Source organism: Mesorhizobium sp. M0518 (genome assembly GCF_040321125.1).
Classification (GTDB): Bacteria; Pseudomonadota; Alphaproteobacteria; order Rhizobiales; family Rhizobiaceae; genus Mesorhizobium.
This window is the reverse complement of the sequence record NZ_JAMYQY010000021.1, coordinates 44975-59604: the sequence shown is the minus strand read 5'-3', so window position 1 is coordinate 59604 and position 14630 is coordinate 44975. Positions and strand designations below refer to the sequence as shown.

The following is a 14630-nucleotide window of genomic DNA, read 5'->3' as shown; positions in this document are numbered from 1 at the left end:
GCTGACCGTTCAGTCGACCCGCTTTTGGACCAGTGCCCTGTCCCGGATGAAAGTCTCTACTACTTTGCCTTGATCCGGCTCTGTTTGCGGCTGACGTAGTCGCCGTGTTTCAATTTCATGAACGCGTCCGCAAGGTTGCGGTGCGAACTCCTGAATACGTACCATTCTCCATCTGGAACCCGGCGCTGGTAGAGAATCCTGCCTGCCTGGCGATGTTCGAAACAGGAAAGAGCGTTGGAGTCGCCTCCGGCTCCGTGCCATTTTGCGCGGAAGCACAGCTTGCCTCCTCCGGGAATGAACCAGATGCCGTCACCGTAGCCCAGCTTGCGCGCCTTGTCCGAGGTCCAGGCACTGAACTGACGGCGCTGGACGGCAAAATATCCGGCACCCTCCCGACCCCAGAGCCACGAGCGGTTCTGGTACATCTGGTAGATGCCTTTGTCCGGCACCACCTCTGCCCGCATGGCCTGTTCGGCGATTTTCGTCGCCGTCTTGGCTGTTGCGGGAATCTGGAAAGCAAACAGACCAATGGAACAGGCAAGTGCCGTTCCGATACAATTGCCCAGTACTCGTTTCACAACCCCTACCCCTACTGTTACGCCACGCCCAGTTTATGAGAACGCTTGAGATGATTTCAGGTGAATCCTGAAATCTGAATCCGCCACTAAATCAAAGAGATGGAGCATGATGCCTGGACAGATGGTGCCCCGTTTGTCCGAAAAGCCGCTTTCTCACTTTTTCAGTATCATGCTCTAGGGCAAGACATGCTGGGTCACCCTCCAGTCGGGCAGACCATAGCCGCCCAGCCACGGCCACACTTCCTTCTGGTTGAAGTAGACGACCGAAGTCAGAGCCGGGAACTCCGCGTAGGATTTGCGGGAATCTTCCTGCCATTTCGAGACATAGTCCTGCTTTCCGACATAGCCGAGTTCCGCAACGACGATCGGCTTGTTGAACACCGCAACGCGGTCATAGCCGGGCTTCAGCAGTTCAGCGAAGGTGCGGTCACGACCGGTCTCGTCACCGTCTTTTTTCTGCAGACCGAACACCGACAGGCCGATGACGTCGACATAGTCGTCGCCGGGGTAGTATTTTTCCAAACCCTCTTCGCCTTTGGGCGACCACATGTACTTGGCGGCGGGGGCAGCCTTGCGGCAGATGTCGACTTCGCGCTTGTAAGCGGAGATCCAGTCCTTGGGAGCCCAGTTGGCCCAGGTGAAGCGGCCGTTCTTGTCTTCCATTTCCTGAGCCCAGCGAATGGTCACCGGGCTCTTCATCTGTCCCACCAGGCCGCAGATTGCCTGCATGTTGGCATCATATTTGCCGCTCAAAATGCCGTCGCGCAATTCGGGCGGGGTGATGCGCCAGTCCTTGGACCATGTCCACGGCTCAATCGTGATCAGAAGCGAACGGCCGCGCTGCAGCGCATAAGCGTCGGCAAGCGGCAGCGTCGACAGATCGACGTCTTCCCAGGGCAGGAACAGCTCTTCGATGCTGGCGCTCTTGTCGGTGCTGAAGTCCCCGTAGGGATCATAGGAACCGAACGCCGACGCAGCGCTGCTCGTCTGAACGGGGTCGGTCGCGGTTACGGAGCCGGCCCCTCCTGCAGTAGGGAAGGCGGCGCTTCCGCCCAATACCAGCGCGATTGCAAGTGCCTTTGCCGCGGAGTGTGTCATCATAGATTCTCCCATGGCCTCGACTTCTCGCGGAAGTTAAGGCTTCGCCCGTGCGCATCGATGCCTGATCGATACGGCTACCCAAAAAACCTGTCGGCTCCATTGGCGGAATCTGCGGGATTTCGGAGCGATCATTGGCGGTTGTGCGAACCTTCGCACGAAGCCCACCCAAAATTACTTCTCAAGGCGCCAACACAGAAGGAGCCGTCGAGAGAGTTTCGCCGCGATACTCACAAATTCGCGTCAATATTCCGATATATCATCCCGGTCTAATTTAAGAGCCGGGCGGACCAAAGAGTCAAGCGCAATTAATGGTTGCTTAACCATGATGTTCGCAACATGGTTAACGCTGCCTTGGGCGCTTCTTCCTGCGGACAGCCTCGGCCCCTTCGACGGATTCTCCGACGCTGAAACTTTTGCCGGCTGTGATTGCAGTGCTGGTCGGGGGAGGCGTCCACGGAATTACCCTCCCGATTCAAGATGTTAAGTTAACCAATTCGCAAGAAGTATAGTTAACCAACACTTAATTTAGTTGACTCTAAGACACCCAAGTGGATTCTAAGGGCGGGTTTTCAAGGCGCGTCTGCCGTCGTTCGGCTGATGCTCGGGTGGCGGCGGTACGTGTATGAGTGTTTCCGCGGACGTGGGGATCATCAGCGGCAAGACCATGCCGAAACGGGGGCGTGGGGCGGCTCCGGGGAAGGCGGCGGAGAAGCCTCCTTTTCTGGTGCCGGTGCTGTCGGCCACCCAGCGGCGGATCTGGAGGCTGGGACTTGCCTGCTGGTCGGTAACGTTCGGATTTTTCTGGTTCTGGTGGCTGCAGCCCGGGCACATCGAACATGTCATTCCATACATGCTGGCGACATTGACGCTCGTATGGCTGACGTTCATGCCGATGTATTTTCTCTTGAACGTGCATGCGATGAAAAAGCCGTCCAGTCTTCACACGATCCCGGAACGTTCGCGGGTCGCGATGGTGGTGACCAAGGCTCCGTCCGAACCGTTTTCGGTGGTTGCGCGAACGCTCGAAGCGATGCTGGCGCAGGACTGTCCGCATGATACCTGGCTGGCCGACGAGGACCCGTCAGAGGAAACGATTGCCTGGTGCGATGCCCATAACGTCATGATTTCGACGCGGCGCGGGCGGGAAGATTATCACCGCAAGGTGTGGCCCCGCCGGACGCGCTGCAAAGAGGGAAACCTGGCGTTCTTCTACGACCACTATGGTTATGAGCGCTACCACTTCGTCGCTCAGATGGATGCGGACCACGTCCCGACACCAACCTATCTCAGGGAAATCCTGGTCGCCTTTGCCGACCCGGCGGTTGGCTATGTATCGGCGCCGAGCATATGCGACAACAATGCCGCTGAAAGCTGGTCGGCACGCGGCCGACTGTTCCCGGAAGGGATGTTCCACGGACCCTTGCAGTCCGGCCATACGGGCGACGGAACGCCGCTCTGCATCGGCTCGCACTATGCCGTGAGAACCGCAGCGCTCAAGCAGGTCGGCGGCCTTGGCCCGGAACTGGCCGAAGATCACTCGACGTCCATGCTGTTCATTGCGGCTGGTTGGCGCGGTGTGCATGCCATAGACGCCATTGCCCATGGCGATGGCCCGCAGACCTTTGCCGATCTTGTCACGCAGGAGTTCCAGTGGTCGCGGAGCCTGATGACGATCATGCTCGAATACTCGCCCATATACCTTTCCAAGCTATCGCCACGGCTGAAATTCCAGTTCCTGTTTCGCCAGCTCTGGTATCCGCTTTTCGCCGTGTTTTCGCTTGTCATGTACGTCATGCCTATGTACGCGCTTCTGACGGGGAAGAGCTTCGCCAATGTGACATATGTTGATTTCCTTTTATACTATGCTCCGAACTCTATTTCCCTGATTATGCTGGTGATGTTGCTGAAGGCATTCGACCTGTCGCGCCCGCTCACTGCCAGGACGATCAGTTGGGAGGGAATGTTGTTCTCATTCTTCGCGCGTTGGCCGTGGGTGCTGGCGGGCACGCTGTCGTCGATCCGTGATTATGTGACCAAGTCGTTCGTGGATTTTCGTGTTACCCCCAAGGGCAGTGGCCCGAAAAATCTGCTGCCTGCCCGCGTCATCGTTCCGTATGTGGCACTTGCAATCGGAGCTTCGCTGCCGGTCCTTCTGGTGGACCGCGCGTCGGATGCCACCGGCTTCTACTGGTTCGCTGCCTTCAATGCGTTCGTCTACGGGTTGCTTGTGGTCGTAATCATCACCAGGCACCTGGCGGAGAACAGAATTTCGTTGCGGCGCAACGTCGCGAAACTCGCCTTGCAGGCCTCGCTCGCTGGCGTTGCGCTCTTCGTCCCGGGCGCTGCGTTTTATGACCGCGGCCTGGAAGGCATATATGGGCTCCAGCAGGGAGCAGGCGGTGTGCGCATCGTCAGCGTGGCCTACCCGGTTTCCGGAGCCGGGCGTGGTGGGAGCGGAACCCGCACATTCCATCTTGACCCCGCCTGGGATCGGCCAATCGTCAGATAGTCTGGAAGAGCCTGGCGCCCGCCAACTCAGGAATTGCCATGACAAAACACCCAAGGCACGGGGATTTCTCGACCCCAGGGGTGGAAGCGGTGGCTAATTCGAGATCTGTCGGTTCGCCGGGCGAGTGAACCTGGCACTTGGAAAATGGCAGCGGCTTTGAGATTGCAACGTAGCATCAGGCCCTTTGCTCTTTCGGTTGTCATCGCGGTTATGCACGGAACGGTCAGATGGAATTGAAGACACAGCCCGGTTCACAAGGTTCCAAGCGCTTCCTCCGCGCAGGCCTGCTGATCGCTTGCACCGGGTTTTTCTCCTGGGTGCTTCTGGGTGTCTACCGCGGCTTCATCATCGATCCCCAATCGACGCTCCAGGGTCGCTTGGCCTCTATCCCCAGCGGGATAGCGTCAAGCTACCACGATCTGATTTTCATTTCGTCGCTGACGGCAGCAGCCCTGCTCCTGCTTTTCCTGGCAAAGGCCAGCCGCCTCTTCGGCGTCGTCGTGGTCATCACTTTCTATCTCGCCATCCTGATTTCGCTATGTTGGGGGTTTGCCAACATCAATCTCGTCAAAATGCTGAGCGAGCCGTTTACTTTCCAGTGGTTGATCTATGGCGACTTCCTGCAGAATGCCGACGCCAAGAACGCCATAGGTGACGCGCTCAACCCAAGGGATTTCGCATTCTCGTCGTTGTCCATAGTTCTGGCGCTGGTCTTGGGTTATGCGACAGCAGGGCTGTGCGTGCGGCTGGCGGGAACTGCTCGAGCGGTATTGCTGGGGACGCTTTTCCTGTGCGTCGGTGCTGGACTGGTCGGCACCGGGTACCATGTTCGGGCGACGGCCTTGCCAGAGGCAAAGGTTGCCAACCCTATCGTGTACTTTGTTGAATCGGCTCTGTTCAGTCCGACCCCCGTCGTTTTCGCCGTGAATACCGGGGTGGACGTTGACGTCGCCAGCGTTGGGGAACGTCCGGCGGAGACGTCCAGCTTCAAGGTGCAATCACCAAATCCGATAAAGAACGTGCTGGTTTTCATGATGGAATCGGTGCCATCCCGATACGTCGAGACGTTTGGTGGAAAGTATACTGTTACACCAAACATAAAGAGCTACTCAAGTGACTCGATACGCTTCGACAATATATATGCGCACACTCCCTCTACAAACTATTCGATATTTTCGTTGTTCAGCTCGATGTACAATGACATATCTTACTATGGAATGACCGCGAGCCATCCGGATCTGCCGCTGAGTTCAATATCCAACACTCTGACCGCAAGCGGCTTTCGCACCGGATTTTTCTGGAGTGCGGATTCACGGTTCCAGCGCGTGGATGAGTTTCTGCTCAACAAGGGGCTTGATGTCATTCAGGACTACCGTGGGCAGAAATGCGATATTCCCACATTCAAGCTCAGTTCCAAGGAATGGAAGAATTTCGACTACAACAGCGATCTCTGTACCGCTCAATCCGTCATCAACTGGGTGAATGAGGATGCCGAAAATCCCTTCTTCGCGGTGATGTTTACGGCGATGACCCATTACCCGTATCTCATCGACAGCCCGCTGTTTACGGCGATGAAAGAGATCCCCGACCTCTCTGACGGCTCGAAAGTTCACTATTCCGATGACGAGAAGTTCAACGCCTACCTCAACGCGCTGAAGGTCGGCGACCAGGCGCTGGGACAGATACTCGATTCACTCAAGCAGTCCGGCAAACTCGATTCGACGCTTGTGGTCATACTCGGCGACCACGGTGAAGCGTTTGGAGAGCATGGGAACTACGTTCATGCCAGTGCTCTCTACGAAGAAAATATCCATATCCCGCTTATCATGATCAACAAGCAGCTTTTCCATGATGACGTCGCACATGCTGTCGGTGGGATTATCGACATAGCCCCGACCATCCTCGATATACTCGGCCTTCCGCTTCCAAGATCCTGGCAGGGTCACAGCTTGTTCAGCGAGCAGCGGCCGAACAAGACATTCTTCTTCATTCCCTGGAGCGGTTTCCAATTCGGCTACCGCGAAGATGATCGAAAGGTCACCTTCAACGCGACCACCGGCAGCATCGAGGCGTATGACCTCAAGACGGATCCTACGGAAAAGGTCAACCTCATCAAGGCCGGCACCGGCGATCGCACCGCCATCCTGCAGCCGATCGCGGGATGGGTACAGTCGCAGAAGCGCCGCGTTGCCGATATGATCGCCGATGCGACGAAAGACGCGGCGCGTTGCAGCATTGCCAGCCTCGAGATCGACGCGGCCGGTACCAGCTTCGAGGGTTCCCCTCGGCTCGACGTGCTTGTCGACGGAAAGCCGGTTGGACAGGCGGACGTCCTGGGGACGGAAAGCACGGCGATCACAGCAGAATCGATCGTCGCGGAGTTGAAGGCAGCGTCCGCTCATACCGTACCATTTCGCTTCAATCTAAGCGCCGTGCCCAATCCGCGGAAAATCGAACTCCGCTATGCCAACGACTTGTGGGCGGGGCAGGGCAAGGCTGGCGATCGCAACCTGTTCGTCAAGAATATCAAGATAGACGGCCGAGTGGTGCCGAAGAGCAAGCTGCATGTCGACAACAAGACTGTAGGGTTCATCGATGACAGCGGGACCAGCATGTTCAACAGCGGCTCGCTGTGGGTCAGCGGTCCATTTGTCGAGGGGTGCATATAGCGGCATAGGCACTCTGGAGCGGGCCGCCACATCCAGCCACTTCCGGCGATAAGGATCGCCAGCCCTTTTTGTCGGCTGGAGAGAGCCTGGGGCAGTCGGCCCTGCCGGCGCCGGTTGCGGCGCTGAGCGTTTTATACATCGCAACATCCCTGACAGCCCGAGCGCCGGCTTCTGTTTGCCGCGGGCGCGAGTCCGTCGCGTATGCCGGTGTGCCGTTTGGCAAGGCTCCGTCTGCCAGCCGATCCGACAATCGAATTTCCTTCAAATTCGAGCGAAGAGTGAAAGGCTGCGTTCATTATGACGTTTGCACGAATTTTAATAAGTCTCTTCTAATATGACGGAACGATGTGAGTGGAAAACGACCACTCACGAGCGATTAGAAACGACGGATTCGAAGTATATTCTTCGCTTTCAATCACGTTGCATTACAGGGCAGGGAGCAGATGATGAGACAGTTTATGGAAAATCTGACCGGCAGAAAATATGCCTATGCTGTTGCTGCAATCGCATTGGCCTCGATGTTGTCAGGCTGCCAGACGATGGACACGACCAAGACCAGCTCAATCAACGGACGGATCGTTGATCAAGGTTTTGGCAAGAAGGTCCAGCACGTCAGGAAGCTCGATCGCGTCGGAAAGAAGGTTCTCTACCGCAAGCCGCTCACACAGACGACCATGGTGACGCGTACGAGGCAGGAGACCTATGCGGCCTTCGTGCGGCCGCAGCGGGTCGGCAGGCCGGCGACGGTGAAGGTCTCCTACAGCCCGGGCAATGGCGGCCCGTTCCTGGGTCATTCGCCCTGGATTTGCGGCCCGAGCGGTTTCGGCCAGCGCGCCAGCTGCCGTTCGCGTTACTAGACTGGAACATCGGACCTGAAGTGGCGGCCGATTTGATCGCCGTCTGGTCTTCGCCGGGGGGCGCCGTCGAGGGCGAGAGGTTTGGCGCGTTGCGCCTTGCCTCTTGCCCTCCGGGCGCCATCGGTCTGTTGGGCGGGAACCTTCAGGAAGTCCCGATCAGCTCATGATGGCCGGCCCGGGCGGAGCCAGCCGTCATTGTCACTGGGCGCCGGCTGTGGCCGCGCGACATAGGCCGATGCTCCATTCGCTTCGTGATAGACCCGTGCCAGCATTTCAGCCAGCACGCCCGACGTCACCATCTGCACCCCGGCGATGAGCAGGAAGAAGCCGGTGAACAGCATCGGGCGTGTTCCGATGTCCTCGGCGAAAAGCAGCTTCAGGCAAAGCAGGTAGGCAAGGATCAGCGAACCCAGCGCGCCAAGCACGATGCCGATGCCGCCGAAGAAGTGCCCGGGCCGTGTGCGATAGCGCATGAAGAAATACATGAACACCAGATCGAGCACGACCCTGAAGGTGCGCGAAATGCCGTATTTGGACTGGCCGTGGATGCGGGCATGGTGCGTCACCACCTCCTGCGCGATGCGTCTGGGTGTCGTCACCGTGGCCAGCCATGCCGGGATGAAGCGGTGCATCTCGCCATAGAGCTTGACGCTGCGGATGACGTTGCCGCGATAGACCTTCAGGCTGCAGCCATAGTCCTTGAGGCGCACCCCGGTGACGCGCGCGATCAGCGCGTTGGCAATGCGCGAGGGCAGCCTGCGCATGAAAAACCCTTCCTGGCGATCCTTGCGCCAGCCGACCACCAGGTCGAGATCCTCGCTCAACAGGCGGTAGACCATACGCGGAATGTCGAAGGGATCATTTTGCAGGTCGCCGTCGATCGTGGCGATGACGTCGCCGCGCGCCGCGTCGATGCCGGCCTGCATCGCGGCGGTCTGCTTGTAGTTGCGCACCAGCTCGACCGCATGCACATGCGGGCCGTAATGCGCCGCCAGGCGCCTGATCTCGCTCACCGTCGCGTCGGTACTGCCGTCATCGACCAGCACGACCTCCCATGGCTGCTCGTAGCGTTCCATAGCCTGGTGAATCCGTGCCAGCAGTGGCTCGACGTTTTCGGCTTCGTTGTACATGGGTACGACGATGGACAGTGTATGGTCCGGCATCACCGTGCCGTCAGGCAGTCCCGAAGCAGGGATGGGCAATACGCTCATAGGGATGGTTTCCTTGCAGGGCCGACGGCCGGGTTCCCCGGCAGCGTCGATTTCGAGGGAAACAGCCAGGCGATCGCACCCGTGGCGATTGCCGAGCAGAAGATGAACAGATGCAGTGCCAGCGCTGCCTGAAGGCCGCTCTTCATGGCAATGCCGGAGGTGAGCAGCGCCGCCGCTGCACCCGCCTCGTAGGTGCCGAAGCCGGCAACGCCTTGCACCGGCAGTATGGCGGCGCCTTCGGCCCCGACGACGCCTGGAAAGGCGGTCGAAAAGGATGTCCCCAGCAGCATTGCCAGCAACCATCCCTGTACGGTGAGCTTCAGCGACCAATTGGCGATCGTCCACCACCAGCCATAGCGCGATCGGCCGGTCGCCTCGGTGAAGACATCGCGCAGCCTGCCGAGTTTCGCCACGATCTTGCCGCGGCCTGCCCAGTCATGCGGCGCCCGCGCCCAGCGCGGCAGATACCAGGCGGCAGCGACCACCGCCGCCACGCCCGCGATCCTTGTCGCCGGATGCAGGCCCGGCCACACCACCAGGGCCAGCACGCCGACGACGAAGGCATCCTGCAGTCTGAACCACAGAAGCGAGGCGCTGGCGCGCATGATCGGTATGCCGAAGACCTGGCGCAGGAGCAGGGGAAAGGCCGTCTCGCCGCCGCGAAAGGGCACGACGTTGATCATTGCATTGTGGATCAGGATGATCCGCAGGCAGGCACCGAAACGGCCATGCACCTCGTCGCGGAACTCGTCGCAGACGCGCAGCGCGCGCAGCACGTAGGTGACGAACAGCGCAAGCGCCACCGCCGCGAAAGCGCCGGGCGTGATGCTCGCGAAAGCATCGCCCACCATCTTCCAGCGCGAGTCGCTGACGACCCACGCCAGCAGGGCCAGGCTCACGATTATTGAGGCAGCTCGTTTCAACAATTCAACAATTCCTGCGCAGGCTTGCGCTATCGGATTCCGTCGGCCGCGGCGTGCTGTATCTCAAAATCCGCAGCATTGGTAGCGGCCCAAGCCTTTCCGATCGATCGCATTGCCTGGCTTGCGAGCGCGCATCCGCGCAACTTCAGGCGGCCGCTGAACCTCCGGCATCGGCCTGCTTTCCGACCCGACTATGGCCTCGGTTTCATCGATGGCTGCTGATTAGGTCGGCCGGCTGTCCGGATCCATAAGCCCGATGCGCAATCGCGATGTTGCCGTCTTGATGGACAATGCGCGTGTCGCGAATAGTTGTTGCCCGCATGCTTTGCGGCGGTTGACACCGCCTTTCTCACGACTGTTAAATGGTTCGCGTGGCCGTCAAAGTGCTGACGCAGCCGCCTTGGACCGAATAGACATGCGAGTGCCAACTATGCCGACAGCTTTGATCAGATCGCTGCCGCTTGATGTCGGCCGTCGGCATCGCAAGGGGCCTCGGCGGTGTGCAAGTCTCAAGCAACTTGTGCTGCTCCTAGCTCTTTGCGGTCAGGTGGCTGTTTCGGGAGCGGCGCACGCGGCCGCCGCCAACGACAAAAGCACGGCGGAAGCCGGTACCGCCGCTGTTCCGACTGCTTACGAACTACAGCTTCTGTATGCCGGCCGCACATGGATATGGAAGGACGGAGCAGCTTATTTCGCGCGGGACAATCGACACCTCAGGGCCTGGACGTCCGGGCAGGGCACGGCAACCGTCGCGGAGGGCAGATGGCTGGTGACCAAGGACGGCAAGATGTGCATGGAGCTCGCCTGGCGATCGAAGAGCTACACCGGCGAGCCGCACCGCACCTGCTACAGCCATCGCATTCAGGGCCGGAACATCGAGCAACGCAAGGATCCGGACGGGGAATGGTACGGTTTCAAGCGATCTCCCGAGGATCCTTCCGACGAATACAAGAAATTCGAAGCAGGCGACACCAAGGGCGCGCAGTTCGAAGAGACCCGCAAGCTGGTCGATGCCAAGAAGTAGGCCATGCTTCCAGCCACGCTGAGCCAGTGGCCTGGCTGTTCTTGCCGTGCGCCTGTCGCGGAACCCGCGAATCGCCTATGGTTAAGCCTTAAGCGGCTCGGCAGGCGCGGTCGGCGCGCCGATCGCATCTAGTCGCATTCAATTGCATCAGCCAGACGACGAGACGATGGCCTGCCATACGGTTTTGATGAAATTTAATAATTAGTGATATCTAATATAGCGTGTGATGTGCGAGTGGTCACTCATGCGGCGTGAAAGCGGCCCAAGTATAGTATGTCGCAACGCGCCCTTGGCTTATACTTGATAGCAAGGGACAGAGGATGAGAAATTCCGCGAGCGTATTTTGCTCAAGCAAAAATGTCGTATCTATTGCCGCGGCCGTAGCGTTGAGCTCTATGGTTGCAGGTTGTCAAGGTATGGACGCAACTGAAACCGGTTCGGTCCTTATCAGGCCCATAGTCCACCCGGTCCGCAGTCAGCCCGCGGTCCAGCCCGTGCAGGCCACATTTCTCGTGCGCTCGCTCCGTGCCGACCATCCGATCCAGATGACAAGCACAATAGCAACTGAAAGTGCCTACGCCTTTGCACCACCGCAACGGATCAAAGCCAGCACGCCGGCGCCGGTGAAAATCTCGTTCAATCCGGGCGATGGCAGCACGTTCTCGGGCGGCTCGCCTTATATCTGCAGCCCTAGCGGATTTGGCCAGCGCGCGAGCTGTCACCCCCGCTATCTCTGACTCGTCGAGCGACGACCGACGCTGCCACCCTGGCTGGCGGCAGTTTCATTGGCTTGGTCTTCAGTCCGAAAAAGGGAGCGGCCGTCCTGACAATGGTGTCGATGTCTGAAAGCTCCGGCACAAAGCCAAGATGTTCGCGTGCGCTTCCCGGATCGGCGTAGAGCTCCGCCGGATCCCCAGGGCGTCGGCTCCTGAGCACTGCCGGAACCGGCCTCGACGTCATTCGGCCGACCGCCTTGACGATCTCCTTGATGGAGATGCCCCGCCCGGTGCCGAGATTGACCGCAAGACTTCGCCCGCCACCCTCGAGATAGATGAGCGCTTTCAGGTGAGCGCGGGCCAGATCGGTGACGTGGATATAATCCCTTACGCAGGTGCCGTCCGACGTGTCGTAGTCGGTGCCGAAAACCTCGATCGCGTCGATGATGCCCGATGCGGCCATGAGCACTCTGGGAACCAGATGGGTTTCCGGCGAATGCCACTCACCGAGCTCGCCGTCGGGATCGGCGCCACAAGCGTTGAAATAGCGCAGGATCGCAAATTTCATTCCATACGCGGATGCATAGTCGCCAATGATCTGTTCACCCATCAGCTTGGAGCGCCCGTAGGGGCTGATCGGATTTTGCGAGGAGGTCTCGCGAACGGGCAACGCTTCCGGCACGCCGTAGGTCGCACAACTGCTGGAGAAGATGATGTTTTCGATCGAACTCGCGCGTGCGGCATCGAGCACCGCGATGGTGCCTGTCACATTGGTCGAATAATATTCGGCCGGCTCGCGAACGGACTCTCCGACATAGGCCAGCGCCGCAAAATGGATCACGGCCGTCGGCCGGTACGTTTCCATAGCCCGCCGCAGTGCATCCTGATCCCGGATATCGCCGACGACAAGCGGACCCCAGCCGACGGATCTCTCATTGCCGCGGCTCAGATTGTCGAAAACCACCGGCATGTAGCCGGCGGCGGCCAGCTGCTTGCAGGTGTGACTGCCGATGAAACCGGCTCCACCCGTCACCAGGACTGCCGGCCGGCTCATGAAGCGGCAGCTCCTCTGGCGATGTGGCTTCCGTAAAGCAGGGCATCAAAATACTCGACGGTACGCGCGAGCCCCTGGCTCAAGCTGATTTTCGGCTCCCAGCCGAGATTGGCCTTGGCAAAGGAGATGTCCGGCTTGCGCTGCCTGGGATCGTCGACGGGCAGCGGCCGATGCACGATCTTCGATCGGGCGTTGGTGTAATCGACGACCAGCGTCGCCAGTTCCATGATGGTGAATTCGGCAGGGTTGCCGAGATTGACCGGGTGGGCGGGCGCGCTCGGCGCGTTCATCAGTCGGATAAAGCCCTCGATCAGATCGTCGGCATAGCAGAAAGAGCGCGTCTGTTGGCCGCTGCCATAGACGGTCAGGTCCTCGCCGCGCAGCGCCTGGACGATGAAGTTCGAAACCACACGCCCATCGTCGGGCTGCATGCGGCGACCATAGGTGTTGAAAATGCGGGCGACACGGATATCGAGGCCATAGGTCCTCGAATAATCGAAGAACAGGGTTTCGGCCGAGCGCTTGCCTTCATCGTAGCAGGAACGCGGTCCGTGCGTGTTGACGTTGCCGAAGTAGCTCTCGGGCTGTGGGTGCACGAAGGGATCGCCATAGACTTCGGATGTAGAGGCCTGGAATATCTTGGCCTTGTTCTGTCGCGCGAGTTCCAGAAGGTTCAGCGATCCAAGCACGCTTGTCTTGAAGGTGTGGATCGGGTCTGCCTGGTAGTGCGGCGGAGAGGCGGGGCAGGCGAGATTGTAGATCTCGTCGCATTGAAGATCCGAAGGCAATGCATCGACGATGTCGTGCTCGATGCAACTGAAGCGCGGATTATGCAGAAGGGTATTGAGATTGTATCTTTTGCCGGTGTGGAAATTGTCCAGCGCGACAACGTCGTATCCGTCCCGCAAAAGACGTTCGCACAGATGCGATCCTAAAAATCCCGCTCCTCCGGCGACAAGGGCGCGTGGTCGGCTTTGGTTGGCGCCCCTTTGGCTGCCGGATTCCAGTTTCAGAACCTTGACAAGCTTACTCATGCTTTCCTCATACGCACCGCACACGCTACCGCCGGGCCGGGACAAAGCATCGCCCGGCCACGTTACTCAGAACGTGGCAAACCTCCGCATCTGCGGAACGCCATCACTGATGTGCGTCAATTGTTCTTTGGCTTTCGCGAAGCTGGTGCGACTACACAACCTCCGTGCTGCCGCTCAGCATTCTCTGCGCCCCGAAATCGCGATCACACGCTCGGTGTCACCATCGTCGATTGCTCGCCCAAATTGCACATCCCAACGCATCGAAAATATACCTGTGGAAATCATAGTCAACTAAATTAGATATTTCTTAACCATATCTGTTTGCGAATGGTTAATCACGGGCCGGCATCGGCCTCGAAGCTGAACCGGGAGATGTCCAGAGCAGTTCCTCATTTTGAATCAGCGTATTGGGTCGGTCGCTGGCCGTCGGCGCCACACGCTGTTCGTTATGTCGAATCAGCGCTTGGCAGCCAAGATCGCCATGAAGGAGGGGTTGCGCAATTCAGGGCGAGGTCGGGATGGATCCAGCCGAAAGTGGATTTAACGACCCAAGCGACGGGAAAATTTCAGATAGCAACGAGATTTCTGCCCGAAACCGCTCGGAGTGCAAATATAAATTCCAGGGCGCGAATATTCATACCATAGGGCTTGACCTATCGTAGGCACGCCGCAGCTGGCTATAGTGGGAAGAAGGGCAAGGGCTAAAGCTTTGTAAGCAAATTCATTCACAGGGACGAATTTTGACTTCATCCTCTTTTGGTGCCGCTGTTCATGATCTTTGCGCATCAAGGCCTCTGGTTCGCAAGGCGCGCCAATGGCCCATTTCGCCGAAAAGCGCATGCGCGTGTTCATTTCATAGTGGAGGAGAGGCCATTTCGGCAACGAATTTTAAGCGCATAGGTAGAACTCCGCACTGGCGCGCGGCCACGCCGCCACCGGGTTGTTGCTTGCGCA

General features: G+C 58.8%; 10 protein-coding genes. 4 read left to right on the top strand and 6 right to left on the bottom strand.

From position 1 onward, the window contains the following. Positions 1-59 precede the first annotated feature (59 nt). Together NKI66_RS25885 and NKI66_RS25880 are read right to left on the bottom strand one after the other, a co-directional pair. On the bottom strand, positions 60-578 hold the full coding sequence (locus NKI66_RS25885; protein WP_031213743.1) for a DUF995 domain-containing protein: 519 nt from the start codon (positions 576-578) through the stop codon (positions 60-62). A 174-nt stretch (positions 579-752) separates the two neighbouring features. Beyond that, positions 753-1676 carry a glycoside hydrolase family 26 protein gene (locus NKI66_RS25880; protein ID WP_128305696.1) on the bottom strand — a complete coding sequence of 308 codons (924 nt, stop codon included), beginning with the start codon at positions 1674-1676 and terminating at the stop codon, positions 753-755. Between the two features lie 625 nt (positions 1677-2301). Between NKI66_RS25880 and NKI66_RS25875 the strand changes: the two genes are divergently transcribed. From NKI66_RS25875 to NKI66_RS25865, 3 genes are all read left to right on the top strand, one after another. After that, on the top strand, positions 2302-4188 hold the full coding sequence (locus NKI66_RS25875) for a glycosyltransferase family 2 protein (protein ID WP_352722763.1): 1887 nt from the start codon (positions 2302-2304) through the stop codon (positions 4186-4188). Positions 4189-4415: 227 nt separating this feature from the next. After that, entirely contained in the window at positions 4416-6857 is a 2442-nt protein-coding gene (locus NKI66_RS25870) for a sulfatase-like hydrolase/transferase (protein ID WP_352722762.1), read from the top strand. A gap of 446 nt (positions 6858-7303) precedes the next feature. Then, positions 7304-7714 carry a hypothetical protein gene (locus NKI66_RS25865; protein ID WP_352753436.1) on the top strand — a complete coding sequence of 137 codons (411 nt, stop codon included), beginning with the start codon at positions 7304-7306 and terminating at the stop codon, positions 7712-7714. 161 nt (positions 7715-7875) lie between these two features. On the opposite strand, the gene NKI66_RS25860 is transcribed toward NKI66_RS25865, so the two are convergent. Together NKI66_RS25860 and NKI66_RS25855 are read right to left on the bottom strand one after the other, a co-directional pair. Then, positions 7876-8877 (bottom strand): glycosyltransferase family 2 protein, encoded by a 1002-nt coding sequence (locus NKI66_RS25860; RefSeq protein WP_352631921.1) that lies wholly within the window; start codon positions 8875-8877, stop codon positions 7876-7878. A 44-nt stretch (positions 8878-8921) separates the two neighbouring features. Further along, entirely contained in the window at positions 8922-9848 is a 927-nt protein-coding gene (locus NKI66_RS25855) for a lysylphosphatidylglycerol synthase domain-containing protein (RefSeq protein ID WP_031213747.1), read from the bottom strand. Between the two features lie 547 nt (positions 9849-10395). Between NKI66_RS25855 and NKI66_RS25850 the strand changes: the two genes are divergently transcribed. Beyond that, complete coding sequence (locus NKI66_RS25850) at positions 10396-10872, top strand: DUF995 domain-containing protein (RefSeq protein WP_352442186.1); 477 nt, start codon at positions 10396-10398, stop codon at positions 10870-10872. A gap of 690 nt (positions 10873-11562) precedes the next feature. On the opposite strand, the gene galE is transcribed toward NKI66_RS25850, so the two are convergent. Then, entirely contained in the window at positions 11563-12642 is a 1080-nt protein-coding gene (gene galE / locus NKI66_RS25845) for a UDP-glucose 4-epimerase GalE (protein WP_352442187.1), read from the bottom strand. Further along, positions 12639-13676 (bottom strand): UDP-glucuronic acid decarboxylase family protein, encoded by a 1038-nt coding sequence (locus tag NKI66_RS25840; protein WP_352442188.1) that lies wholly within the window; start codon positions 13674-13676, stop codon positions 12639-12641. The genes galE and NKI66_RS25840 overlap by 4 nt, the downstream gene beginning before the upstream one ends. Positions 13677-14630 lie beyond the last annotated feature (954 nt).